The 24,578-nt window shown below is 59.8% G+C and carries 20 protein-coding genes and 9 pseudogenes; 15 read left to right on the top strand and 14 right to left on the bottom strand.

From position 1 onward, the window contains the following. Positions 1-387 precede the first annotated feature (387 nt). Positions 388-1,131, top strand: coding sequence for a LuxR family transcriptional regulator (locus IVB45_RS06155; RefSeq protein ID WP_247363326.1), 744 nt, complete (start codon positions 388-390; stop codon positions 1,129-1,131). Between the two features lie 424 nt (positions 1,132-1,555). On the opposite strand, the pseudogene IVB45_RS06150 reads toward IVB45_RS06155, so the two are convergent. Continuing rightward, positions 1,556-1,798 (bottom strand): annotated as a pseudogene (locus tag IVB45_RS06150) (transposase); the annotation flags it as partial. 242 nt (positions 1,799-2,040) lie between these two features. On the opposite strand from IVB45_RS06150, the pseudogene IVB45_RS06145 reads away from it, so the two are divergent. Next, positions 2,041-3,219 (top strand): annotated as a pseudogene (locus tag IVB45_RS06145) (IS110 family transposase); the annotation flags it as partial. A 353-nt stretch (positions 3,220-3,572) separates the two neighbouring features. Here the strand turns inward: IVB45_RS06145 and IVB45_RS06140 are convergent. Continuing rightward, a pseudogene (locus tag IVB45_RS06140) lies at positions 3,573-4,571 on the bottom strand (IS256 family transposase); the annotation flags it as partial. 549 nt (positions 4,572-5,120) lie between these two features. Between IVB45_RS06140 and ltrA the strand changes: the two are divergent. The 4 genes from ltrA to IVB45_RS06120 all read left to right on the top strand — a co-directional run bounded on the left by ltrA (position 5,121) and on the right by IVB45_RS06120 (position 8,661). Next, on the top strand, positions 5,121-6,530 hold the full coding sequence (gene ltrA, locus IVB45_RS06135; RefSeq protein WP_346015295.1) for a group II intron reverse transcriptase/maturase: 1,410 nt from the start codon (positions 5,121-5,123) through the stop codon (positions 6,528-6,530). 819 nt (positions 6,531-7,349) lie between these two features. Further along, positions 7,350-7,835: an Lrp/AsnC family transcriptional regulator gene (locus IVB45_RS06130; protein WP_247359476.1), complete on the top strand. Its 486-nt coding sequence runs from the start codon at positions 7,350-7,352 to the stop codon at positions 7,833-7,835. A 65-nt stretch (positions 7,836-7,900) separates the two neighbouring features. Further along, positions 7,901-8,293, top strand: a complete 393-nt coding sequence (locus IVB45_RS06125) for an IS5 family transposase (protein ID WP_027515775.1) — start codon at positions 7,901-7,903, stop codon at positions 8,291-8,293. Further along, positions 8,191-8,661, top strand: coding sequence for an IS5 family transposase (locus IVB45_RS06120; RefSeq protein WP_247807627.1), 471 nt, complete (start codon positions 8,191-8,193; stop codon positions 8,659-8,661). The genes IVB45_RS06125 and IVB45_RS06120 overlap by 103 nt, the downstream gene beginning before the upstream one ends. A 1,096-nt stretch (positions 8,662-9,757) precedes the next feature. Here IVB45_RS06120 and IVB45_RS06115 read toward each other — a convergent pair. Next, positions 9,758-9,960: pseudogene (locus IVB45_RS06115) on the bottom strand (IS66 family transposase); the annotation flags it as partial. Positions 9,961-10,258: 298 nt separating this feature from the next. Between IVB45_RS06115 and IVB45_RS06110 the strand changes: the two are divergent. Then, positions 10,259-11,104 (top strand): CmcJ/NvfI family oxidoreductase, encoded by an 846-nt coding sequence (locus tag IVB45_RS06110; RefSeq protein ID WP_247359222.1) that lies wholly within the window; start codon positions 10,259-10,261, stop codon positions 11,102-11,104. Positions 11,105-11,145: 41 nt separating this feature from the next. Here the strand turns inward: IVB45_RS06110 and IVB45_RS06105 are convergent, their stop codons facing one another. Both IVB45_RS06105 and IVB45_RS38975 read right to left on the bottom strand, forming a co-directional pair. Next, positions 11,146-11,526 carry an ATP-binding protein gene (locus IVB45_RS06105; RefSeq protein ID WP_276011505.1) on the bottom strand — a complete coding sequence of 127 codons (381 nt, stop codon included), beginning with the start codon at positions 11,524-11,526 and terminating at the stop codon, positions 11,146-11,148. After that, positions 11,526-11,732, bottom strand: a complete 207-nt coding sequence (locus IVB45_RS38975) for a hypothetical protein (RefSeq protein ID WP_275992084.1) — start codon at positions 11,730-11,732, stop codon at positions 11,526-11,528. The genes IVB45_RS06105 and IVB45_RS38975 overlap by 1 nt, the downstream gene beginning before the upstream one ends. On the opposite strand from IVB45_RS38975, the pseudogene IVB45_RS06100 reads away from it, so the two are divergent. After that, positions 11,710-12,416: pseudogene (locus tag IVB45_RS06100) on the top strand (IS30 family transposase); the annotation flags it as partial. The gene IVB45_RS38975 and the pseudogene IVB45_RS06100 overlap by 23 nt on opposite strands. 433 nt (positions 12,417-12,849) lie before the next feature. On the opposite strand, the gene IVB45_RS06095 reads toward IVB45_RS06100, so the two are convergent. Continuing rightward, positions 12,850-13,170: a hypothetical protein gene (locus IVB45_RS06095; protein ID WP_247359224.1), complete on the bottom strand. Its 321-nt coding sequence runs from the start codon at positions 13,168-13,170 to the stop codon at positions 12,850-12,852. A 69-nt stretch (positions 13,171-13,239) separates the two neighbouring features. Between IVB45_RS06095 and IVB45_RS06090 the strand changes: the two genes are divergently transcribed. Next, positions 13,240-14,214, top strand: a complete 975-nt coding sequence (locus IVB45_RS06090; RefSeq protein WP_256469504.1) for an IS701 family transposase — start codon at positions 13,240-13,242, stop codon at positions 14,212-14,214. Positions 14,215-15,050: 836 nt separating this feature from the next. On the opposite strand, the gene IVB45_RS06085 is transcribed toward IVB45_RS06090, so the two are convergent. Continuing rightward, positions 15,051-15,575 carry an SET domain-containing protein-lysine N-methyltransferase gene (locus IVB45_RS06085; RefSeq protein ID WP_247356787.1) on the bottom strand — a complete coding sequence of 175 codons (525 nt, stop codon included), beginning with the start codon at positions 15,573-15,575 and terminating at the stop codon, positions 15,051-15,053. A 313-nt stretch (positions 15,576-15,888) separates the two neighbouring features. Here IVB45_RS06085 and IVB45_RS06080 point away from each other — a divergent pair, with 313 nt between their 5' ends. Together IVB45_RS06080 and IVB45_RS06075 are read left to right on the top strand one after the other, a co-directional pair. Beyond that, positions 15,889-16,578, top strand: a complete 690-nt coding sequence (locus IVB45_RS06080) for an aspartate/glutamate racemase family protein (RefSeq protein ID WP_247356788.1) — start codon at positions 15,889-15,891, stop codon at positions 16,576-16,578. 18 nt (positions 16,579-16,596) lie between these two features. Continuing rightward, entirely contained in the window at positions 16,597-17,472 is an 876-nt protein-coding gene (locus IVB45_RS06075; RefSeq protein WP_247356790.1) for an IclR family transcriptional regulator, read from the top strand. Positions 17,473-17,680: 208 nt separating this feature from the next. Here the strand turns inward: IVB45_RS06075 and IVB45_RS06070 are convergent. After that, positions 17,681-18,420 (bottom strand): annotated as a pseudogene (locus IVB45_RS06070) (IS701 family transposase); the annotation flags it as partial. 282 nt (positions 18,421-18,702) lie between these two features. Here IVB45_RS06070 and IVB45_RS06065 point away from each other — a divergent pair. The 4 genes from IVB45_RS06065 to IVB45_RS06050 are packed head-to-tail and all read left to right on the top strand — an operon-like array spanning position 18,703 to position 21,688. Further along, the gene (locus IVB45_RS06065) at positions 18,703-19,125 is read left to right on the top strand and encodes a transposase (protein WP_247807601.1); all 423 of its coding nucleotides are present in this window, start codon (positions 18,703-18,705) and stop codon (positions 19,123-19,125) included. Beyond that, positions 19,119-19,472, top strand: coding sequence for an IS66 family insertion sequence element accessory protein TnpB (gene tnpB / locus IVB45_RS06060; protein WP_091898177.1), 354 nt, complete (start codon positions 19,119-19,121; stop codon positions 19,470-19,472). Before IVB45_RS06065 ends, tnpB (IVB45_RS06060) begins: the two co-directional genes overlap by 7 nt. Before the next feature lie 51 nt (positions 19,473-19,523). Then, positions 19,524-21,089, top strand: coding sequence for an IS66 family transposase (locus IVB45_RS06055; protein WP_247478075.1), 1,566 nt, complete (start codon positions 19,524-19,526; stop codon positions 21,087-21,089). Continuing rightward, positions 21,086-21,688: a plasmid pRiA4b ORF-3 family protein gene (locus tag IVB45_RS06050; RefSeq protein WP_256469503.1), complete on the top strand. Its 603-nt coding sequence runs from the start codon at positions 21,086-21,088 to the stop codon at positions 21,686-21,688. Before IVB45_RS06055 ends, IVB45_RS06050 begins: the two co-directional genes overlap by 4 nt. Before the next feature lie 42 nt (positions 21,689-21,730). Here the strand turns inward: IVB45_RS06050 and IVB45_RS06045 are convergent. The 6 genes and pseudogenes from IVB45_RS06045 to IVB45_RS06020 all read right to left on the bottom strand — a co-directional run. Continuing rightward, positions 21,731-21,892: pseudogene (locus IVB45_RS06045) on the bottom strand (transposase); the annotation flags it as partial. Between the two features lie 51 nt (positions 21,893-21,943). Further along, a pseudogene (tnpB, locus tag IVB45_RS06040) lies at positions 21,944-22,296 on the bottom strand (IS66 family insertion sequence element accessory protein TnpB). Then, positions 22,290-22,712 (bottom strand): transposase, encoded by a 423-nt coding sequence (locus IVB45_RS06035; RefSeq protein WP_247365184.1) that lies wholly within the window; start codon positions 22,710-22,712, stop codon positions 22,290-22,292. Before IVB45_RS06035 ends, tnpB (IVB45_RS06040) begins: the two are co-directional and overlap by 7 nt. Before the next feature lie 466 nt (positions 22,713-23,178). Continuing rightward, positions 23,179-23,268, bottom strand: a complete 90-nt coding sequence (locus tag IVB45_RS06030) for a transposase domain-containing protein (protein WP_247360878.1) — start codon at positions 23,266-23,268, stop codon at positions 23,179-23,181. Positions 23,269-23,368: 100 nt separating this feature from the next. Then, positions 23,369-23,575: pseudogene (locus IVB45_RS06025) on the bottom strand (transposase); the annotation flags it as partial. Positions 23,576-23,811: 236 nt separating this feature from the next. Further along, positions 23,812-24,312 (bottom strand): IS66 family transposase zinc-finger binding domain-containing protein, encoded by a 501-nt coding sequence (locus IVB45_RS06020; RefSeq protein WP_247360875.1) that lies wholly within the window; start codon positions 24,310-24,312, stop codon positions 23,812-23,814. Positions 24,313-24,578: the final 266 nt, after the last annotated feature.

Below are 24,578 nucleotides of genomic sequence, written 5' to 3'. Positions count from 1 at the left end.
ACCACGAGGGCCGGTCGCGCTCAACCCTTAAGAATTGTTCGCGTCGGAGGCGTGCGACTAAGGCACCCAGACGCCGCGCATTGTTCATGCAAGGAGCCAAACTTGCGCGACGACCCTGTTGGGCTGCTCATCGATCGGGCTCTCGTCGGTGCCGGCGCGGTGAAGATCAGTTGGGGGCTGACGATGCAGATCCGTAGATCGTGCACGACCTTGGCCCACTTCTTTTCATGCTCGCCGGCAAGCCGAACATCCGCGGTGACACCGGGCTCGTTGAGCTCGGGACCGCGGAGCGGCTCGGCGACGGATTGGAACTTGCCTCCGCTTAAAACAAGCTCAATCGAGCGGCGCAATACCGACCTCTTGGGTCAGCCCGCTGAGGCGCCCAAAATGGATCTTTTCAGCTTCACCGAATGCGCGACGCGAACGCAATCCCTCCGATCGCTTTTCGACCTTCTTGTGAGCTGTGCCAGCGACGAAGGCTTCAGCGAAGTCTCTTACGGAGCGCTCAATTTCGCGGAGCCACTTCGCCTACCGGAGTATCCACCGCCCGCCGTGGCCGTTAAGTGGCCGCCCGAGTGGTGTGAACGATATTTTAAACGAAAGTACCACAAAATCGATCCGGTGGTCCGGCGGACACCGACGCTTTCGCGGCCGTTTCTGTGGGATCAACTCGCCGAGCAATATCAACTACAGCCCGACGAAAGGCGCGTACTTGATGAGGCCAGAGAGGCCGGTCTCAAGCACGGCATGAGTGTACCATTGTTTGGGCCATTGGGTCGATTATCGGTCGTATCGTTTGCATCTCGGTTCGACGATGCCGATCCTCAACATTCCAAAGGCCATCTGAACGCACTAGCCTGGCACTTTCACACCGCTTGTGTGGAGATCACACGTCCGGCGGAAGATAACTGCAATATGAGAGTTGCGCTATCACAGCGGGAATTAGATTGTCTAGGGTGGGTGGCAGAGGGCAAATCGTCATGGGAAATCGGGAGGATATTACAAATCAGCGAGAATACGGTGAACTTTCATCTTAAGAACGCGATGCGAAAGCTGGGCGCGACCAGCCGGATCCAAGCCGTCATTGTGGCGATTCGCCTCAATCTTATTTTTGGCGTCCATGCTGCGTGAGCATCTTGATGGACGATGATTGTATCCAATGTAGTTTGCGTCTGAAAACTGCTGTGAAGACAAGAATCGATCCTGTGGGCAATCGTTCGCCAGGGCAATGAGCAAGCTCGACCTGCCATGTGACGAAGCCACTTGCTCCTAGCGCGCACGCTGTATACGGCACTACGTGCTTAGTCCCGGGCATCCTTTGGAGCGTTAGGTTACAATCGGTCCGGCTAGGGAGTCCAGCATTTGCAGGTGTTCGTAGGACGTGAGGGTTTCCGTTGCCGATCGTAGCTGTAGGCGCCAATGAAGATTGGGAGTTTGATTCGAGCTGATCGGTTTGCTTCAGTTGATTTCTTCTTGGGAGTTTAAAACGATCGTGTCCCCTAGCGTGGTGTAGCTGGCGGCGGGTCACCGCGTTGGCCGGCAGGAGCCGGGCCGGTCAGCTGGCGAGTGCCTGAAGGCTGACGGTGGGATCATCGCTCATCGGCATCATGGTTTCCAGCGTCATGTAACGGGCACGCTGCACGGCCCACTCATCGTTCTGTTCGAGCAGAATCGCGCCGATCAGGCGGACGATGGCATCCTCGTTGGGGAAGATGCCGATCACCTCGGTCCGCCGCTTGATCTCGCCGTTGAGGCGTCCGATCGGGTTGGTAACCGGTATGAGAGTTTCTCGGTGCCGGTGTTCCGCTGCGGTGTTCTGCATCGTGGCGTATGGTGCGACCATCGGGACAGAGGCACCGGGAGCACGAAGGTGCGGGCAGGCCGATGCATTCGATGAGTCCGCGAGCTCGAGTTAGTAGCTGGCCGCCTCTGCGACTCGCCCGGTTGCGCTGAGAGCGCGAATCCGTAGTTGTCGTGTCGCCCGTAGCTCCCGTCATGTGGTCTGATTGGCAGGAGGTGCGAATGCGACGGGTGATTGGCATCGACGTCCACCGAACTTTCGGGGAGGTGGTGATCTGGGAGGATGGCAGGCTCCGACATGCGGGCCGCATTGATATGACGCGGACTGCGTTGGAGGGATTTGGCAAGACCCTGCTGGCCAGTGATGAGGTGGTGGTCGAAGCGACCGGCAACAGCATGGCGGTATCGCGGGTTCTGGCACCGTTCGTGGCACGGGTGATTATCGCCAATCCGCTGCAGGTGAAGGCGATCGCCCAGGCTCACGTCAAGACCGACAAGATCGATGCCGGCACGCTCGCCAGTCTGCAGGCGGCTGGGTACCTGCCGCAGATCTGGACGCCTGACGCGGAGACGGAACGCAAGCGTCGGCTGGTGGCGCGGCGCTACCAGGTCGTGCGCCATCGCACGCGGCTCAAGAACGAGGTGCATTCGATCCTGCACGCGCACCTGATCCCGAAGTGCCCGCATGCCGATCTTTTCAACGGCCGCGGCCGGGCGTGGTTGGCCGCCCAACCGTTGCCGGACGATGAGCGCGCGGCGATCGATCGGCACGTCCGCGAGCTTGACCGGCTGGCGGAAGATCTGGCCCTGCTCGACCGCGAGATCGCGCAGGACGCCATCGACGATTCCGCGGTCAACAGATTGATGACGATCACCGGCGTCAACTTGGCGGTCGCTGCCGGCATCATGGCGGCGATCGGCGACATCAGCCGGTTCAACAGCCCGCAGAAGCTGGTGAGCTATTTTGGGCTGAACCCGCGGGTACGGCAGTCCGGACTGGGCGCCGCCCATCACGGCCGCATCAGCAAGATCGGCCGCAGTCACGCGCGCGCCATGCTGGTCGAGGCGGCCTGGGCAGCGGCCAAGGCGCCCGGTCCGCTGCATGCGTTTTTCGTGCGCATCCGCGCCCGGCGCGGCCATCAGATCGCCGCGGTGGCCGTGGCCCGGAAGCTCACCGTGCTTTGCTGGCATTTGTTGACGAAGGGCGAGGATTACCTGTGGGCGCGCCCGGCACTGGTCGCCATCAAGACCCGCGCGATGCAGCTTCAAGCCGGACATCCGCAACAGAAAGGCAGCCGGCGTGGGCCAGCGTATGCCTACAACATCAAGGCATTGCGCGACCGCGAGATGTTGATTGCCGCACAGGCGGAGCAAAGCTACGAGCGCTTGGTGACGCAATGGAAACCACGGCGGCCAAAAACCGGCGCGCGGGCGCCTCAGCTCGCAAGACAAAATAGGGCAGCCTGGTGGCGCTTGCAGCCGATGCGCCACGCTTCGCCACGAGGTCGCCCGCCCACCAAGGATAATCCCGCCTGACGGCAAGTGCCAGCCAGGAATGCAGTCCCGTTCCACGCAAGCATGCCGCCGTGCTCGGGGGCGGTCAAGGCCAAGCCTCGCGGTGGCCGCAAACGCGGCCAGCCTCGACCGCCCCTGCGCGCGGCGGCTGCGAGATCGATGGCCGGGACGGAAGAATGGCCCGGAGCGCAGCCGAACAAAAGAATGGACGTACGCGATTTCTGCAATCGTCATCTCGGTCATGAAAAAAATCGCTTGTCCATCTCATCCGTGGAGTGCAGCTTGGTCCGGTGCTGCGGCGGGAACGTCATGTAGGCGAGCACGTCGGTCTCGGCGTCGTCGAGGAATCCGGCAAGCTTGGGCAGCTTGGGACGGAGCTGATCGGAGACCTTGCGCCACTGCGTTCGCGCGGCCTCGGCATCGTCCTGGGCAAACGCGGTGGCGATGAAGGCGGAGACGACACGCCGGCCGCTCTTACCGGCATGCGCCAGTGCGTTGCGCATGAAGTGGACGCGGCAGCGCTGCCAGGAGGCATTGAGCACCTTGGCCACAGTGGCCTTGATGCCCTCGTGGGCATCTGAGACGACCAGCTTGACACCTCGCAGGCCGCGGCGGGCGAGCTTGCGCAGGAACGCGGTCCAGAACGTCTCGGCTTCGGAAGGGCCAATATCCATGCCGAGAACTTCGCGCCGGCCGTCACTGTTGACGCCGACCGCAACAATCACAGCGACAGATACGATGCGGCCGTTCTGGCGCACCTTCACGTAGGTGGCGTCGATCCACAAATACGGCCGGTCGCCCTCGATCGGACGGGCGAGGAAGGCCTTCACCTTGTCGTCGATCTCGCCGCACAGCCGGCTGACCTGGCTCTTTGAGATGCCGGTCATGTCCATGGCCTGCACCAGATCGTCCACCGAACGGGTCGAGACGCCCTGCACGTAGGCTTCCTGCACCACGGCGGTGAGCGCCTTCTCGGCCATGCGTCGCGGCTCCAGGAAGCCCGGGAAGTAGGAGCCCTTGCGCAGCTTGGGAATGCGCAGCTCGACGGCGCCGGCGCGGGTCTCCCAAATCCGGTCGCGGTAACCGTTGCGCTGGGCCAGGCGCTCAGGGTTCTTCTCGCCGTAGGCCGCCCCGGTCTGGCTTTCGACCTCCAGCTCCATCAGACGCTGGGCAGCAAAGCCGATCATCTCGCGCAACAGATCGGCATCAGGGGTCTTCTCCACGAGCTTGCGCAGGTTCATCATATCGTCGGTCATCGGTGGTTCCTCTGGTTGCGTTGGCGTGTCGCAACCCGATCCTACCGGAGGACCGCCGGTGACCACCGCAAAGCCGTCCGCCCGCTACGGCGCTATTTGGGGGCGCGCGTCCGGGCGGCTTTGCTCTACCGAGCTACACCACCACTGGGGAGTACGTCATGCCAAGCTGATGAATGCTTGTGGGTGCAAGTCCCATCCGGCCAAAGCCGAAGCAGGCAGGCCGGGACCGAGTCTTGCGGGCGTCACGGCAACGCGGGGTTCGAAGTGTAGACAGGAGCCATGCGGGGTGCGGGAATGAGCCTCGAAAGGTGGATGTTCGCGGAGGCCGAGTGTGTTCCCTAAACACGAAGGCAGCATGAGCATCGTCGTTATGCGAGACGATGCCGCTCCGTCGGGGTCGATGGCCGGATCACGCATGGAAGGTAATCATCGGAACATGAGAGGCCCGACCGGGTCCGTTGGATTGGTCTCCAACGGGGGGCAGCGGCAAGGCAGTGCCAGAGCCGCGGTCCGAGCTGAGGTCGGGAGTCGGACTGGTCCATAGTACCTGTGAAGTCGTCGAAGGAAACGAGACGCATGGAGGGAAGGGGCCAGCCCGAGGGGAGCCCGCGCGAGAAGGCCAGGGTCCGGACACAGAGCCGGGTTGCCTTGCCGCCGAACCTCGAACGGGTGAACACGGCAGCCAAGCAGGCTGCCCAAACCCGGTTCACGGCCTTGCTGCACCACGTCGACGAGGACGCTCTGCGTCGGGCGTTTCGACGACAAAAGCGGCAGGCCAGCGCGGGGGTCGACGGGATAACGGTGGCGAAGTACGAAGAGAGGCTCACGGATAACCTCCGGGAGCTCTGCGGACGCGTCCACACGGGTCGCTACCGGCCACAGCCGGTGCGACGAGTCTACATCCCCAAAGCCGATGGCGGTAAGCGGCCTCTCGGTGTGCCGGCGCTAGAGGACAAGATTGTCCAAAGCGCGGTAGCCGAGGTGCTGAGCTCCGTCTACGAGGTCGACTTCCTCGGGTTCTCCTACGGCTTCCGGCCGGGGCGGAATCCTCATATGGCGCTTGACGCCTTGCACACGGCGATCATGAGCCAGCGCGTCAACTGGGTGCTCGATGCCGACATACGCAACTTCTTCGACTCGGTCGACCACGAGTGGCTGCTGCGGATTGTGGCGCACAGGATCGCCGATCCTCGCATATTGCGGCTCATAGAGCTGTGGCTGCGGGCCGGCGTTCTTGAGAGCGGCGAGAAGCAAGAAACGGACAGGGGTACCCCGCAGGGGGCGGGCATCAGTCCGCTCCTCGCCAACATCTTTCTGCACTACATCCTCGATCTCTGGACCCATCAATGGCGCCGTCGCCGCGCACGCGGTCGCGTTGTGGCCGTTCGCTATGCGGACGACTTCGTCATGGGCTTCGAGAGCAAGGTGGATGCGCAGGAGATGCTCTTGGCCCTCAAGGCGCGGCTGGCCAGCTTTGGCCTGATGCTTCATGAGGGCAAGACGCGGTTGATCGAGTTCGGTCGATTTGCGGCCCTCTCGCGTCAGCGGCGCGGCGAGCGGCGACCCGAGACCTTCGCCTTCCTCGGCTTCACCCACTACTGCGGGCGGACCCGGGACGGCCGGTTTATCGTGAAGCACAAGACGGAAGGGAAACGCCTGACGCGCAAGCTGACGGCGTTGCGCCAGGAGGCCTGGCGGCTCATGCACGAGTCACTGGCCACCCAGCACGAGTGGTTCGCCGCAGTGCTGCGTGGACACTACGGCTACTACGGCAGGCCGCACAATTATCCAGCGCTTAACGGCTTCTACCGCGAAGTGCGTCGGATCTGGCTGCACTGTCTGAGACGGCGCAGTCAGAAAAGTCGGCGCATGGGCTGGTCGGAGTTCGAGGCCCTGACGGCACGCTTCCGTCTGCCCGTTCCACGCATCACTCGCACTTGGGCGCAGGCGCGGATATGACGCGGGTTACCCTCGGGAAGAGCCGGGTGCGGGAAAGCCGCCTGCCCGGATCTGTGAGGGCGAAAGCCAAATGGCTGAGCTACTCGACCACGACCGGTGCGAGACTGGACGCTCGTGAGTTCATAGCTGAGAAGCATGTTGTCTAAGAACTGATAGCCGCTCCGAAATCGGTAAGTGCGCGCCTACATGCCAGCTAAATCACACAGCCGCCAATACTGGTAGTCGCGTTGTTCCCGGTTCTCGAGTAACAATGAAGCCGATCTGGAAGACACGGCCAACTAGTCTGGTTCCGCCTGCTTTCATATCAAGCCCCGTCCACGCGGCGCTTATCGAAAGCGCGACCAGATGGTTCTCTTATGCACTTTGAATGTCGAACCCGGCATTACTTGCAGCACCCGGGAAGACTGCCGCGTGTACGACGTGGTCTCCGATTCTCACGCTTAGGAAGTCGCACCAATCGCGAAACGATCTTGAGCAGTGCGCACCCTCGTTGGCTGAACGGGAGTGCACAACAGATGAAAGCAGCTGCCGGCCGTAAGCTGCAGCTGAAATCTGGGTACGCTATGCGCTCAGCGGGCCCGGCGTATGTGCGCTGGTCTCCGGAGTTGCAAAAGAGCAGACCTCATCCGAGGTCAGAATCTGACTCACCTAGCGGAATTAGGGGTGGCAAGGACCAGTACATTAAGAGTGAGCCGCTTGATCTAGGAAGCGATATTGTGATGTGGTCGCGAAGGCAGGGACTCTGATTGCGCGGCCTTTGTCGCGCCAAGCGTGAGCGATTACCTTATCGAGCGGTCTTAACGAATTTACGGCGTCGCTATGGAACTGGATAGACTCGATGCTCGTCTCCTTGATCTTATGCAACGCAACAATCGTCTGAGCAGTGAAGAGCTTGGTGCGAAGATAGGCTTGTCTGCATCCGGAGTTCAGCGTCGATTGAAGCGCCTGCGATCGGAGCATGTGATAGAAGCAGACGTCTCAATCGTTTCTCCAAAAGCGATTGGGCGGAATGTGACGGTGCTGGTTCTGATTTCGCTTGAGCGCGATCGGCCTGACATCATTGATCGCTTCAAGCGAGCAATCGGTAAGATGCCCGAGGTAATGAGTGGATTCTACGTTACCGGGCAGACCGACTTCGTCTTGCTGGTTACAGCGAACAATATGGAAGAATACGAGTGTTTCACTCGGCGCCTTAAACACGAAAACTCAGACTTAAAACGCGTTGAGACGATGGTCGTTTTGGATCGAGTTAAAGCGAGTTTCAGTCTACCAATGGCTTCTATCGCATGCTGGTGCCATGCTTAGGGTCTGTACCTAATTAGCGAGTTCTGATTCCCTGGTGCCAAGTTGATTCGGCACGGGGGACTTCGATGCGGAAAGGACTGTTCTGGCTCAACGACAAGCAGTGGGCTCAGATAGAGCCGCATCTGCCAACAAACCAGACCGGCCCGGCGCGCGAAGACGATCGACGCATTATCAGCGGTATCATTCACATGCTTCAGTGCGGCGCACGCTGGCGCGATTGCCCGTCCGACTATGGCCCTTACACGACGATCTACAATCGGTTCAATCGCTGGGCTAAGCGCGGACATTGGCAGGCGATCTTTGAAGCGCTCGCCCGCTGCGGCAAGGACCGAGTGGCTTTGTCGATCGACTCCACATCGATCAAAGCGCATCGCTCGGCGAGCGGCGGAAAAGGGGGGAGTGTGAACAGGCGATCGGCCGCTCGCGCGGTGGGCGGACCACGAAAATCCACGCGCTGAGCGACCCTGATTGCAAACCTTGCGCATTTCATCTCACTCCGGGACAAGCCGCAGACATTGCCGCAGGGCCGGCCCTTTTGAAGCTCGCGCCGCCCATGTCTTCCCTCATTGGGGACAAAGGCTACGATGGCGACGGCTTTCGCGCCGAAATCGTCAATCGCGGCGCGAAACCCGTCATTCCAAATAAATCCAACCGGGTAACCCTCCACAGCTTCAGCAAGCGCCTCTATAAAGGGCGCAATGTTATCGAGCGCTGTTTCTGCCGGCTCAAGGATTTCAGGCGTGTTGCTACTCGCTACGACAAACTTGCCAGAAACTTCTTGGCCGCCGTCCACCTCGCCGCTCTCGTCGCTTATTGGATCAATTGAGTCTGAACCCTAACATTACAGTTGCTTTTGTAATGCTAATCCAACACTGGGGAGGCTCGTCATTCACCCGGTATGATATCGGTCGGCGCTCGCGAAGGGATGCGGCGGTGAAACCTATCACGTAATCCCGCGGCGTTGCGCGAGCAAACTCCAGGTTCCCGAGCCGCTCGAAGTGCTTGCTAGATAGCCGCGCCCCTTCCATCTTGATTGCAGCGCCGCATCGCGCGGCGAACCAAAATCGTCGATATCTTCCGTGCAGTGTAGGGTCGTCCACCTCGCCGGCACAATGGACCGGCCTATCTCCCACACTTTACTGGACGTGAGCCGATCAGCGGGATGCGAGGCACCATACACGATCGGTTTCGTTATGTCGGTTATGTCTCCTGTCTGGCTGATGAAGCGGCGATATTACCCGACCACCTCGACGAGAGATTATTGCCGCCGTCGATGGAAGTTTGAAGTCGCATGCTAGGCAGTCGCCTGGCTGCACGCCGATACGAGCTTGTCAATCCGGCCAGGCGTCATGTTGCCCGTGAACCGGAAGTGCGCTGGAATGCGACTTGGAGCGGGTTGCCAAGTTTGAGGCACGAATCAAGGAGCTGCACGCCGCATCGGCAAACAGTCCCAAGATCGACCGGGTTTGCTTCCGCAACTTTGATCTGCCGCGCGTTTGGAATATACCGCCGACGGACACACGCACCAAGCAGCGACTGGTTCACACCGTGGTCCGAGATTGTTTGCGATCTCGATGAGAACGCCAACGGTTCCGCTCATCCACTGGACCGGCCGCCGGCACACGGAGGTTCCGTGTGGCTCACGTTAAGATAGGCCGATATCCGGGGAATATGGCACCCATTGTCATTGGCCTCATCGAAAGTTCGCCGTGTCGCTCAATCGGACGCGCTGCAAGACCGGCGACGGCGAGAGTGGACTGGTTCGCGTGCAAACGCCTGGCTTGCCGGAAATACGGTTCCTCGTCATCGGATGGCAAAATGAAAGTGCATGGAACGCTTTGGAATTTGCGTGGGATCGGCAAAGGGGCTGCGTGCTGAAGGGCATCTTGCCGGCTGGTCGGCGAGCCGTTGGCGATACGCTAAAATGTTGGGGCGAGCCAGGCGAACGGATCGACGCCAGTCGTTTTCGCCGTCTGCAGCAGTGTTGGAGTTGTCGCCCAGGTGTGTTCGCCGCAATCGATCCCAGAAAAGAGGCTAGTCTTTTCTCGTAATCGTTGATGACCTGATGGCGAGTTCGAGCCGTCGAGCCGACGCGACCGTCGGCCAGGACCTGCTCGAAAATGGCCACGACAAACAAGTGGAGCATCTGCCTGTTGGGCTGCCAAGCGGAGTGCCGCGGGGTGAAGTAGGCTTAATCCGGCCCGGGTCAACAACATGCGGTGTTTCAACGTGCCGCTGCTCGGTTGTGGACCATGTGCCAGAGTCGCAAAGGCGCAACGGTTCAGCGTCGAAATCCAGCACGACCCACCCTATATTTGCGCAGTTTCCGCGCTTTGAGGCGGCATTTTGCAGCCATTCGGCGTCGCCTCTCGCTTATGTATTGGCACTAGAGAAAGCCATTGTAGAACTGAGGAAACAAACCCATGGCAAACCCGACAACGGAATCATCGACAGTAAAAGTAAACCGTGACCAGTTCGAGCCGGTGGCAGGTAAGATCATATTCGCTCGACGCGCATCTGACGAAAAAGGTCCCGAAGTTGTATTGTCGAGCTTCGACTTGCTCGGGCTCGGCTACGACGTCACTATCCGCAACGCGCGCCCGATCGTTAACGAGCTATCCCTTGACCGAGAAGGTTTCACTCTAATTAAGCACAAGGTGTCCTGTGCAAAGGAGCATGATCCGGAGATTATGCGCGACAGGTATCTAAAAGAAATGGTTCCGTTTATCAAGAATTACTTCAATGCGTCGTGGGTCGTACCACGCAGATCTGGCGTGATCCTTCGTTCTGCCGGCGGGGGACCCATTCCCAGAGTATTGAAGCCGGATGGATTGGCTCACATTGATTACGCGCCGATAGCCGGCCCCATGCTTGCCGCGATTGAGGATGAATCGCAAAGCATTCCGAGTCGAGCGTATTCTCGATTGATGATAATTCAAACTTGGCATGCATTCTCGCCGCCTCCGCAGGATTTTCCCTTAGCGTTCTGCGATGGCCGCTCCGTTGACGATGCCGACATTGTCGTAGTGGAAGGTCGCACGTTTCTTAACACCCCGTTGAGGCTATGCCTCGCGCACTTCAATCCGGCTCACCGTTGGTACTACTTTCCGGAGATGACAGCGGACGAATTCATTCTGTTTAAGGGCTATGATTCTGAGGTGCATTGCAATCCCAAGGCTGTCCATGCGGCTTTCGACAATCGTCGTGCGTTTCCGAATGCGAAGCCACGTGAGAGTCTCGAGGCGCGTTTTTTTGTCTACTATGCCTGAGGGGCCGCGATCGCTTCTGCCGTTTTAACAGCTGATCAACTTCATAGGCGGCATGCTGGCGCTCGCCCGGATAAGGCCAGTGGCAGGTTCAAAAAATGTCGAAAACCAGCACCGCCAATTGTCTCCACAGCGAGTTGGCTTGTCAGGATGATGGAGGCGCGGCTATGGCAGTCCTCAAGGACTTCCAGTAGATCGCGCTGCTCGGCGGCGGTGAATACCGACAATCCCCAATCGTCCAAAATCAGAAGCTGGGCGCGGCGAAGGGTTTTGAGCAAGCGGGCACAACGTCCATCCCCCGCGCGAGTGGCCCATCTTCGAACAATCTTGGGACGGGGATGGTAGAGAACCGAGCGGTTGTCGCGGCAGGCCTTGTGGCCGAGGGCACAGGCTGACCAACTTTTGACGAACCCGGTCGCTCCTATTATGAAAAAAAGTCGTAGCGACCAATCCAGTCCCCGCTGACGAGCTTGGCGAAGACGGCTGTTTCCTTCTTTCCGGCACCCTTGCGCCGCGCATTCTCTTCAGCCATGGCAAAGAATGGGCGCCTTCCAGGCGACCAGCAGGCAGCTTCCCGGATCGGTCCGGGCTGCCCGCCCGGCAGAGCGATGCGCATCAGCCACGACGCCATCTATCAGGCTCTCTTCGTTCAGGGCCGCGGTATACTACGCAGCGAACTGACCGCCTGCTTGCGAACCGGCCGCGTGTTGCGCGTGCCCAGGGGGCGCGTACGCAGGCGGGGCAAGGGCTTTGTCTCGCCGGAGATCATGATCAGTGAGCGCCCCGCTGAAGCGGCCGATCGAGCCGTGCCGGGACATTGGGAGGGAGACCTCATCCTCGGTCTTGGCAGCTCGGCGATCGGCACGTTGGTCGAACGCACGACGCGCTTCACAATGCTATTGCACCTTCCCCGGTTGGCGGGTCATGGCGAAGCTCCGCGCAAGAAGAACGGACCTGCGCTTGCGGGACACGGGGCGGAAGCCGTGCGTGACGCGATCTCGCGCACCATCATCACTTTGCCCGAAGAACTACGTCGCACGCTGACTTGGGATCAAGGAGCCGAAATGGCTCAGCACGACCCCTCAAGATCGATGCGGGTATCCAGGTCTACTTCTGCGACCCGCAAAGCCCTTGGCAGCGCGGCACTAACGAGAACACCAACGGGTTGCTGCGGCAGTACTTTCCGAAAGGCACAGACCTGAGCATCCACAGCGCCTACGAGATATCCGCTGTAGCAGCGGCCCTCAATGCCCGACCGAGAAAGACACTGGGCTGGAAAACGCCGGCAGAAGCGCTTGACGAATTACTGTCATGAGTGAAAACAATTGGTGTTGCGACGACCGTTTGAATCCGCCCAATACGGATCCATTAAGTACACCGAGCGCCTGGTCGCGCGGCACAGCGGCCTCGACCTCGTCGAGGAACTGACGGAATTTGGCAGCACGGTGACCTCCCTAGCACTCGCCGATGGCTCGTCCGCTCGCAATGTCGAGAGCGGCAAACAGCGGTGTGGTGCGATGTCTTCTGTACTCATGGTTCCTTCGGGCCGGCTGGCCGAAACGCATCGGCAGCATGGTGGCTGCGCTCCACCGGCCCGGACTGGTTCTCATCCACGCATGCGACACCGAGCTCCGGCGGCCGGACGTAAAGGCCCAAGAGGTCGCGCACTTTGGCCATGAAGTTTGGTTCGTGGAGAGCTTGAATGTCTCCGTCCGGTGCGGCTGGAGCGTAAGCCTCCGGTGGACCTTTCAATTACCCACATTTCCAGCCGCTCCGATTTCGGCGCCGAGTTCGATATCGGTGAGTCTGGAGAGTCCGCGCCAGATGACAACATTTCCGGGTGGCGGATCGGCGGCCCTGGCCAGGTAGCCACCCAATCGTGCAAGTTTGGTCAAGTAGAATGCGAGGGTTCCAGGGCGACATCGTCGATTGCCGACGTCGCTGATGAGTTCATCGAGCAATGCGATCTCGGTGTCCGTCAAGGCCATCTTCGGTGACGCGTCTGGGGCCGTGCGATTGAGCATGGTGAGCCAGAGCACGCGCCAGCTGAGAATGCAGAAGACCGCCATCAGATTAGCACTACTTTGGCAGATTGTTGATTTTGCCGCGATTTATAGGATTCCCGAATCAATTTTTCAATGATTCATGGGTGGTCGGCTCTTGGAGGGCTGACCATGCCGGGATGGGAAGACGAACTCGAACGCTGGCTGATGCCGTTCTTGGACCGGCTGGGTCATAAGACCCGACAGCGGATGTGTCCTCTATATGTTGCGGGATTGATCGGTCCTGGCGATCGCAAGAGCGTTCAGCCGATGGCGGAACGCCTTGCCACGAGCAACTACGACCAGTTGCACCATTTCATTGCGGACGGCGTCTGGAACGCGACGCCGCTAGAGACAGAGCTGCTCAACCAGGCGGACCGACTTGTCGGCGGCAGGGATGCGGTGCTGGTTATTGATGACACCTCACTGCCGAAAAAGGGTGAGCGATCGGTCGGTGTTGCGGCTCAATACGCGTCGGCTCTCGGTAAAACTGCAAATTGCCAAACGCTGGTGTCTTTAACGCTTGCGCGCGGGGAAGTGCCCGTGATGGTCGCGTTACGTCTCTTTCTGCCTGACAGCTGGACAAGCGACATGCCTCGCTTGAAGCGCGCTCGCGTGCCAGTCGAACACCGAACGCCGCGGTCCAAGCCGGAGATCGCTTTGGCCGAGATTGACCGCGCGATGGCAGCCAACATACGCTTTGGATGTGTGCTGGCGGATGCAGGATACGGCCTCAGCGCGCCGTTTCGACAAGGGCTAACAGAGCGCGGGCTGGCCTGGGCGGTCGGTATCCCTCGGCACCAGAAAGTGTATCCGGTCGATGTGAAGCTCATTTGGCCGATCACCAAAGCCCGTGGCAAACCACGAAAGCACCACGTGCCCGATATCTTATCGATTGCGGCAGAACAAATGCTGGCCAGCGCCAAATGGAAAACCGTGAGTTGGCGCAGCGGGACGGCCATACGATTGCGACCGAGATGGAAGAGACCAGCGTCAAGGGCGTGCGGCCGGCGTTCGCGAAGCGAGGCTCCGGGTTATAGATGCCCGCAGGCTAGCTCGCGTCTGCTCTAAGCTCTCCGTCAAATGCGCGCACGTGAACAGTTGCTACACGCAAGCTCATGCCGCCGCGCAACTTCCGACACCACCGCACCCCGGGAAAACGTCTCTTCAATCATCCGGGCCTTGTCATCTGCCGAGAACCACCGGGCGACGGCCCGTTCCGGCGATAACCTCAAGCTGGCGCGCCGTCGTTGCCTCCGGCTCAAGCGTATGGTTAAGCGTAGACGCAACACGATCTCCCCGATTCAGAGATCGTCACACTCGCCGATCGTAATCTTAAGGAAAAGGCGCGATCAAAACACCCGTTACGATTAGTGACGCGACGTTGAGATTTCGCTTGGGCAGGCCTCGGCGTACGCATAGTTGGAGCCGGCGACCGCTCTTCCCCACTGTGAGGTCTATGACGTGTCGCCGCCGAAATCCCCGAAAAACTTTCTCGCTGCCCAGATGGGCCTGCCGCATCGAAGGCCGGGCTCCCGAACGTACATTCAGGCGAGAAGTTTTGCACGAAGGGTCCCAATGTGAAGCTGCGATGAGTACATAGGATAACCAACGAATGTGTTCGTCCGCTACGCCCGGTCAGAGCCAAACGGCGGCATCGTCTGCCTTTTGATCCGTCGCTTGGTCTCCTCGTGCTGCCGCTGGATGGCAGTTGTGGTGCGTGGCGCTCTTCCCTGGCTCGGTAGCAGCCGCGCGAACTTGCAGCAGACTGTCTGTCGAGAACCCCAAAAATGCTTGTGTCAGGACAAAAACATTGGCCGCGCCTCAACCTCCTCGCACCTCGCGTCCGTAGACCATATTGTTATACTCGGCGGTGATCTCCTCATACGCACTCAGGTTGCGTCGCTTTATCCCGAGCGTAATTGCGGGGTGAGATGGAAGGCGAAATAGCCTTGATATCTTTCCTGAAGCTCGGGTAGTCGCCAGTCGCGAAAAGTAACGATCTTCCGACACCGCGCGGCGCCGCAGCAGCAGTGCATCGATTTATCGCTGTTATTGCCCAGCGTGGCGTAGTCAAGTGTGAGTTCCTCCCCCCGCTCGATCCCGCGCATGGCAACAATTACCACGTTCCCTGCTATGCCCACGTTTGGGTCGCAAGAGTGGTTGAGGAAGGTCTGGATCGACTCATACTCTTCCTCGCTCACTGCCCCAAGACACAGATCATCAGAGATCTGGAAGCAGTTGTTCTCCAGGCGACCTTGGCTTAAGGAGCGACACTCATCGAGGGTCATGACATGTCCGCTTCTAACGGCGACCACCTCACCGTTCTGGATCCGTTCGAGAGCGACGACCCCGCGTCCGGCAATGGCGCTTTCAAAACCGTTACTTGCCTTAGGCGTGATCCAGGATGACACCAATTTCCGTTCCTGCATGATTGCCTCATGTGAAGGTCGCTGCAATTCTCAGCGTGCGCCGAATGATTGCCGGGACCGAGCGTAGTGGGCCTGTACCTGCGTTGGGATATCTTCTTCAACCTCCTCAGGTTAGACGAAATTATCGATCAACTATGAATTTGTGTTTATTTTGATTTCACACTTAAACTTTGTATATTGCTATGGGCAACCCGATGGTACCGTATACCCTGGTTAGATCAACTGCTGATGTTGGTAGTGGACCGAAGCGGCAAATGCTTGCATCTCCTATTCGGTGCGCATTCGAGCAGTCCTCAATCAACTGGGAAGAGCTATGATCACGGTCGGCGTCATTGTACTACCAGAAAGGTCCTTTCGTCGTCCCGCGGGGGACGCGGGCAATGCAGAGTCCTATCCTTGCCGAACCATTTTGCACGTTGCTCGCGGGCTGACTCCTGACGACGTGGTGCGCCCTGCCCCAAATGCAGCTCTCCTAGCGCCGTATTTAGAAGGTGCGCTTAAATTGCAAGAACAGGGCGCCAATGTCGTCACGACCACATGCGGATTTCTTATTCCTCTGCAAGATGCGATTGCAAGACAGCTACGGATCCCGTTTGTGGCGTCATCACTGCTTCAGATTCCACTTGTACACCGTCTGGTGGCGGGGCGCGTAGCCGTAATTACCGCAGACGATGAAGCGCTTACAAAGGAATATCTGCACTTAGCAGGTGTTTCCGATGACGTGCCCACAGCAGTTCTTGGCTTGCAGCGCAATAAGGAGTTCGCTGACCCTTACCTAAAGGGGATTGGCGGACTAGAGTTGCAAAGGATAGAAACCTGCGTCGCGCGCGCTTCGGAGCTGCTGCTGGAGCGCTTTCCCGACATCAAAGCGTTTGTTTGCGAGTGTCACAACTTGCCGCCATTTGCCCAGGCAATTCAGCGAAAGACAGGTAGACCGGTGTTTGACATTTTAAGTCTCGTTGGGTTTGCCCTGAACGGGGTCAATAAGCCGATCTTTGCATAGAGCCGATCTCTTACGGCGATGAAATTCAAGTCGATGTCGGAACATCAAGCGTTGCAATGTGGCCAAATTCATCCCAAAACGATCACAAAGGCGGTCTCCAAGGGTCGTGGACGGCGGAAAGAGTATACCCGCGACCATTCGCTGTTTGTGAATTCAATTGAGAAAGCTGTTTTGGTGCTTTATGCATTCAGCCGCGAACGACCGCGATTAACCCTCGCTGCAGTCACAAAGCTGACAGGTTTGGACAAAAGCGCAGCCCAGCGCGTTCTTTTTACGTTCGATCAACTGGGCTTGGTACGAAAGCACGAAGATACTAAGCAATATTCGCCGTCCCCCCGGCTGCTTGAGTTCGCCTATGCTTATACCTATAGCGACGGATTGATCGAGCGAGCCCAGCAGTTTCTGGTTGAAGCACACCAGAAGACTGGAGAAACCGTCAATCTCATGGTGCTAGACGGCATGGACGTCATCCTCGTTTGGCGTATTCCCAGCTTGGACATTGTCGGGATGAATGTACAAGTCGGCCTTCGAATGCCCGCTCTCTACAGCATCGTAGGTCATGCGATTGTTGCTCGCCTTCCGGCAGATGAGCGAGAGCATATCATTCGCGGCACGAATTACGAGAGATATCCGGATAAGGCGGTCACACCCGATAAGGTGCGCAAGCTCTTGCAGAAGGTCGCGCAGGAGGAGGCCGTCGTGTCGGAATCACAATATTTCGAGCACGAAACCGCTGTGGGGGCTGTCATTGTTGATGGTTCAAACACGGTGCTGGGTGGGATTAGTCTTTGCGGTCCTCGCAGTCGGCTAACGCTTCGTGAGGCCCGAGAAAAACTCGTGCCGGCAACAATCACAGCGGCGCGGAAAATTTCGCTTGCGATGGGCGCCTACTGAGGCCGTGCATTCTGGCGTCACGATCCTGAATGAGGTATGTCCGCGAGAGGATCCTGCCTAACATTACAGTTGTTGCTTCGAGATACGCGCGCTAAGCGGCGCCTGGTGAGCTCTGCGCCAGAATGACCATGCGATTACATGCTCGGGTTGGATTCACTTTCGAGCAAGCCTGATGGCGATGCGGCGGATTTCCTGGATGGCCAACCGATCAGCGGCGGCGTGGGTGTGCTTTGGCTTTTGCCGGGTGCGGCGTTTGACTTTTTTGGGCGGTGGCGGAATTGGCCCGATGGTGGATCGCCGCCATCTGGCGAAGGCGAGGATAACGGGGCACGTGGCGAAGCCAGCCATGCCAGGACCTGCTCTCGTTGTGATCGAGCCCGAATTCGTTTTTAGCGGTTTCGAAGCTGTCCTCGAGCGCCCACCGACGGCCTTCGACCGCCACCAGCGATTCCATGGACGTTCCCGCTGGACGCCAGGTGCTGAAGAAGGCGATCGCCATCGGCGATATCGCGACGGATCAGCAGACCGCGCGTCCACAGACCTTATTTGCAGTGTTCACATTCGTTGACCTCGAGATCGGCCAGTTCGAGATAGCACCAGTCATGCAGCCTCGGTCCTTTGATTCCGGCTCCCGCCGACAAGCACTTCCAGTCGGACGGTCGCCGCGTCCGGGCGATGTCTTCGGCCTTGCCGGCAACCATCTATCGCTTGCCCCAGGATCGGAAGACATGAGAGCTGCTGATCCGGGGCACATAGCTTTTGGGTGCCCGTAGCTGCTGTTCGATGTCGCAAGACCTCGCCGATATCACCGGCAACCCACATGAAGGGTAGAGACGCGGCTATCGCACGTGCGATCATTCTCGTCGCACGCTTTGGTTTGGTCGCAACTCCGACATCGGCAGGCACGTATGCGGCTTCCAGACGATCTGGATCCTCGGTCCATTCCTTCGTCTCTCTCAGGTGACGGCCGCCTTGTGAGGACGGCGATGATCCCGATCGCAGCAGGGGCGAGAATCTGGATCGCAACCGGTCACACTCACATGTGCAAAGGCATGCAGGTCCTGGCATTGCTGGTGCAGGAAGGCTTCGGGCGAGATCCCTTTGCCGGCGACCCTTTGTGTTCCGTGGTCGTGCCGTACAATGTAAGCGTAGCGCCGCGGCCCTTTAGATTGTCTGTGCGCGATCTTGGGAGCACCGTTAGAAGAGTCATCTTCTGCAAGGGTGCTCATAATGGACGACCATTCGGACGACATAAGACGACCATTGACACAGCGTATCGAAGTGTACGCCGGCGCAGGCCGTAAGCAGTGGCCGGATGATTTGAAGGCCCGGATTGTCGCGGAAAGCCTTGAGCCGGGCGCGATTGTAACAGATATCGCATGCCGGCATGGCTGCCGGCCACAGCAGGTGCATGACTGGCGGCGCCGGGCGCGTTTAGGTCAACTGGTGCTGCCAGCTGCGGCGGGTGCACTGTCGTTTGTGCCGTTGGTGTCGGAATCGTCGCCATCGGCGGCTGCCGCGCCCTCCTCATCGCCGGAAGCAGCCGTTGTGACGGTTGAGCTCCAGGGGGCACGAGTTGAGGTGCGAGGGACGCCTGGACTTGCCGTGCTGAGTGATGTGTTTGTTGCGTTGCGCCGGGCACGTTCATGCTGACGGCTCCCGCTGGCCTCATGATTTACGTTGCGACCCGACCTGTAGACTTCAGGAAGGGCGCGGATGGTCTGGCGCTGTTGGCGAAGGAGACGCTGGGCCACGATCCGATGAAGGGCGTGGCGGTGGTCTTCCGTGCGAAGCGCGCTGATCGGGTGAAGATCGTGGTCTGGGATGGTAGTGGCCTCGTGCTGTATTGGAAGCGGCTTGAGGGCAGCGCCTTCAAGTGGCCGCCGGTCGTTGACGGCGTCATGCGAATGAACGCCGCGCAGTTGTCCGCGCTTCTGGCCGGCATGGATTGGACACGCATGCATGCGCCTCGAATCCCGCAGCCGAAAGCGCTTGCGTAGGACATAAAATCTTCGCTGCATCGGGGCGCGAAGCATGGCAGACTCGGGCCAATGAGTGATTTGCCTGATGAACTGCCGAGCGATCCAGCCGAGTTGCGTGCCTTTGCCGCGGCTCTGCTGGATCGCTGCGCCAGGCTCGAGCGGTTGCTCAAGCTTGCAAAAGACGCGCAGTTCGGTCGATCGTCGGAAAAGCTTGACGCTGATCAGCTCCAGCTTATTCTGGAGGATATTGATCAGGCTGTCGCGGCTCTCGAAGCAGCCGAGGACCGCGCCAATCCCAAAACACGCGAGAAGAGAGCTGCCGAGCGCAGGGCCAATCGTGGCAAGCTGCCGGAGCATTTGCCGCGCATCATCGAGACCCTGATGCCCGCTGCAACCTGCTGCCCGTGCTGCGCAGGCGACCTTTTTGAGATCGGTCACGATGAGAGCCAGAGGCTGGACGTCGTACCGGCGCAGTATCGCGTTATCGTCACCCGCCGCCCCAAACTGGCCTGCCGCGCCTGTCACGGCGTCGTCCTCCAGCATGCTGCTCCCGAGCGATTGATCAGGGGAGGACTGCCGACCGAGCGGCTCGTCGCGCATGTGATCGATGCCAAGTATCATTGGCATTTGCCGCTTTACCGCCAGACGCAGATGCTGGCGACGCACGGTATTGCCATCGACCGTTCCACGCTCGCCTTCTGGGTCGGCTATGCGGCCCAGGAATTGAAGCCCTTGTGGCATCGTCTGCGCCAGCTTCTGCTCGCCTCTCCGAAGCTCTGTGTCGATGAGACCCCGGCGCCGGTGCTGGATCCCGGGCGCGGCAGGACCAAAACCGGCTACTTCTGGGCGCTGTCGCGCGATGACAGGCCTTGGGCCGGGCCTGATCCGCCCGGCGTGGTCTATGCCTATGCACCAGGCCGCGGCGCCGTTCATGGCTTGCGACTGCTCGAAGGCTATCGCGGCATCATCCACTGCGACGGCTATCAGGCTTACAAGACCATGATGCGAGAGACGCGTGCGGACGCCTTGTCCGGGACGCTCGCATTCTGCTGGTCGCATCTCCGGCGCCAGTTTGTGAAGATCGAGCGCGAGGCTTCGCCGGCGCCGGCGCCGGTTGCCCGCGAGGCCCTCGAGCGCATCGCCCAGCTCTACGCGGTCGAGAAAGTCCTCCGTGGCCGATCTGACGCCGAGCGCCGCGCGGGCCGGCAGGCGCATGCCCGGCCGTTGGCTGCAGCCTTGAAGCAGTGGTTTGAGGCGAAGCTTGGTCACCTCGCGCAGAAGAGTGAGACGGCGAAAGCTTTACGCTATGCACTGCGTCATTGGGACGGCTTGACGCTCTACCTTGATGACGGGCGCATCGAAATGGACACCAACGCAGTCGAGCGTGCGATGCGGCCGATCAAGCTCAATGCCAAGAACGCCCTGTTCGCCGGGTGTGACGAGGGTGCTGAGAATTGGGCATTGCTGGCGTCGCTCATTGAGACCTGTAAGCTCAACGGCGTCAGCGCCGAGTATTGGCTTGCCGACGTTCTCGCAAAGCTCGTCAATGGCTGGCCGGCGGCACGGCTGGACGAACTGCTTCCCTGGGCATCCACCTATACGATGCATGCACAAGATCCGAGGCTTGCGGCATGAGCCTCAGCACGACCGCGGTCCGGATCAAAGTGACTCTCAAGGACGTGAAACCGGAGGTGATGCGATGCCTTGTCGTGCCGCTCACGCTGCGCCTTGATCGGCTGCATCTGACGCTTCAGGCGGCGTTTGGCTGGACGAATAGCCATCTCTTCGAGTTCTTCGCTGGTGAGGCACATTGGGGGATTCCCGACCCCGACAATGATTACGGCCACCAGCCCATGGATGCCCGTAAAGCGCGGCTTTGCGATATCGTTCGAGAGACTGGCGCCAAGACGATCCACTATCTCTATGACTTCGGCGACAGCTGGGACCATGTGATCAAGCTCGAAAAATGGTTCGACAACACCACGACGGAGGGCATGCCCTTCCTGCTCGAGGCCGCCGGTCGTTGTCCTCCGGAAGACGTCGGCGGTGCGCCAGGCTATGCCGAATACCTCGACGCCATCAGCGACCCTGCTCATCCGGAGCACGAACATATGCGCCGCTGGGGCCCAGAGCGGTTCGATCCCAACGTAATCGACCGGAAGGCCCTCGAGGCCGCCGTCAACGCATTGTCGGAAATATGGAAGCCGCGCCGGCGCACCACGCGTTCAAAATAGACGTCAAGCACCAATCAAATGGGCCTCAGAGCGACGCTTACGCTGGAGCTGATCAGCGTCAAGCTTTTCCGACGATCGACCGAACTGCGCGTCTTTTGCAAGCTTGAGCAACCGCTCGAGCCTGGCGCAGCGATCCAGCAGAGCCGCGGCAAAGGCACGCAACTCGGCTGGATCGCTCGGCAGTTCATCAGGCAAATCACTCATTGGCCCGAGTCTGCCATGCTTCGCGCCCCGATGCAGCGAAGATTTTATGTCCTACGCAAGCGCTTTCGGCTGCGGGATTCGAGGCGCATGCATGCGTGTCCAATCCATGCCGGCCAGAAGCGCGGACAACTGCGCGGCGTTCATTCGCATGACGCCGTCAACGACCGGCGGCCACTTGAAGGCGCTGCCCTCAAGCCGCTTCCAATACAGCACGAGGCCACTACCATCCCAGACCACGATCTTCACCCGATCAGCGCGCTTCGCACGGAAGACCACCGCCACGCCTTCATCGGATCGTGGCCCAGCGTCTCCTTCGCCAACAGCGCCAGACCATCCGCGCCCTTCCTGAAGTCTACAGGTCGGGTCGCAACGTAAATCATGAGGCCAGCGGGAGCCGTCAGCATGAACGTGCCCGGCGCAACGCAACAAACACATCACTCAGCACGGCAAGTCCAGGCGTCCCTCGCACCTCAACTCGTGCCCCCTGGAGCTCAACCGTCACAACGGCTGCTTCCGGCGATGAGGAGGGCGCGGCAGCCGCCGATGGCGACGATTCCGACACCAACGGCACAAACGACAGTGCACCCGCCGCAGCTGGCAGCACCAGTTGACCTAAACGCGCCCGGCGCCGCCAGTCATGCACCTGCTGTGGCCGGCAGCCATGCCGGCGTGCGATATCTGTTACAACCGCGCCCGGCTCAAGGCTTTCCGCGACAATCCGGGCCTTCAAATCATCCGGCCACTGCTTACGGCCTGCGCCGGCGTACACTTCGATACGCTGTGTCAATGGTCGTCTTATGTCGTCCGAATGGTCGTCCATTATGAGCACCCTTGCAGAAGATGACTCTTCTAACGGTGCTCCCAAGATCGCGCACAGACAATCTAAAGGGCCGCGGCGCTACGCTTACCGTACAATAAGCGACATTCTACATACAGTTTTCGCTTTGCAGCGATCGCGTATGCGTGGCGCCCGCTGTTCAGGCGAACGCTGCAGGTATCCCCTTTCGGCGCGGGAAGGATTTGACGTGCATCTACACGGATGAGCGGCTTGACCTTTGCCGTGAGCTGCCGAATTGGATGTTGACGGAGGCTACTGCGCCGGCATGGCGCTCAGGCTGCCTGGATCGGTATCGAGGGTCTCTACGAGTTTGCTGCCGTTCTCGCGTAGCTCGGAACGAATTGGAAGCGAGGAGCACAATCCGGTCTGGGCAAGCGCTTAGCCGTCACCCTATGGACGCAGGCTTGACGCTTTGTGGAATCGCCACGGCAAGAGGTCTTCGATTCTGCTATGGGGGATGGCCATCGATGATCGTCTCGAGTGTTTCCGCGATGTAGGCGGCCGGGTTGACGTCGTTGAGCTTGCAGGTGACGACGATCGAGGCGAGCAGGGCCCAGTTTTCCGCGCCGACTTCGTGACCGGCGAAGAGCGCAATTTTTTCTGGTCAGGCAGACTGGCCGGATGGCGTTTTCGACTGGGTTCGTGTCAAGCTCGAGGCGCCGGTCTTCGAGGAAGCGGGTCAGCCCTTCCCAGTGGTTGAGCGCGTAGCGGATGTCCTCGGCCAGCGTCGAATCACTGGAGATCATCGACAGCTGTTTCTCGAACCAAAGCTTTAACGCGGCGACGTGCTCCCTGCGCGCGGCCAACCGCATTTCCGGCGATGAGCCGCGCACCATGGCTTCGATGGCGTAAAGCTGAGCAATGTGCCGAACGGCGGCCTCGGCGATCGGCGATTTGCTGTTACGCCAATTTTAGGATGCGCCGCAGCGCCTGCGCAAATGGCTTCAGCAATGCACGAGCGTCCACGGCCCGTGCGGTCGAGCAACTTCGGTTACCCGGTCATAACCGTCATAGGCATCGCATTGCCGGAAGTGTCCGCAAAAAGCTATCCGGGAACTACTCTGCAAAGGCACCCCTGCGATCAGGGGCATATCGGAACAGCACGATCGGCGGACTCGGGCCGTGTGGCCGCGGTCGTCGGAGACGATCGCCCAGGAGTAGGCCTTCTTCGTTTGGCCTCGCCCGGGATCGAGCTACCGCCGCCGTGGTTTCGTCCATGAACAGACGATCCGCTATGGCTAGGCGGTGGGCGCATGTGGTCCGCGATGGGCTGAAGATGGAAGCAGGCCCGGCCGGACCAGTGGCCCAGTGTCGCCCGATTAAGCTGGATGCTGACGCGCATAGATCTCGCATGGCGGTAAAACGGCGTATGGTCGCCAAACTTGGAGACGATCACGTGTGCAATCGTCGCTTCGGTCGGCAGGACGTGCTCCGGTGCGTGCGCCTGCACGGCAGGGCCCGAGCAGTGGCGGCAGATGTATTTCAGACGGCGCGTGACCAACACCCGCCACTGCGCCGGGATCACGTCGAAGCGTTTGCTGACGTCCTCGGACAGAGCGTGCTCGCAGGCGCGATGATCCATTCCACCCGCGGCAAATGGGCAGGCAAGCAGCCGCGATTGCGATGAGAACCTGGATCCGGCGCGCTCCGCGATCGGCCCTTGATCACAGCCTCGGCTCTCTCCTTCGCCGCGTCCTGACGGCACGCTTCCGTCTGCCCGTTCCACGCATCACTCGCACTTGGGCGCAGGCGCGGATATGACGCGGGTTACCCTCGGGAAGAGCCGGGTGCGGGAAAGCCGCCTGCCCGGATCTGTGAGGGCGAAAGCCAAATGGCTGAGCTACTCGA

This window comes from Bradyrhizobium sp. 4, assembly GCF_023100905.1.
In the GTDB taxonomy this organism is placed as follows: Bacteria; Pseudomonadota; Alphaproteobacteria; order Rhizobiales; family Xanthobacteraceae; genus Bradyrhizobium.
The sequence above is the reverse complement of the archived record's forward strand: the minus strand, read 5'-3'. Positions and strand labels throughout refer to the sequence as shown.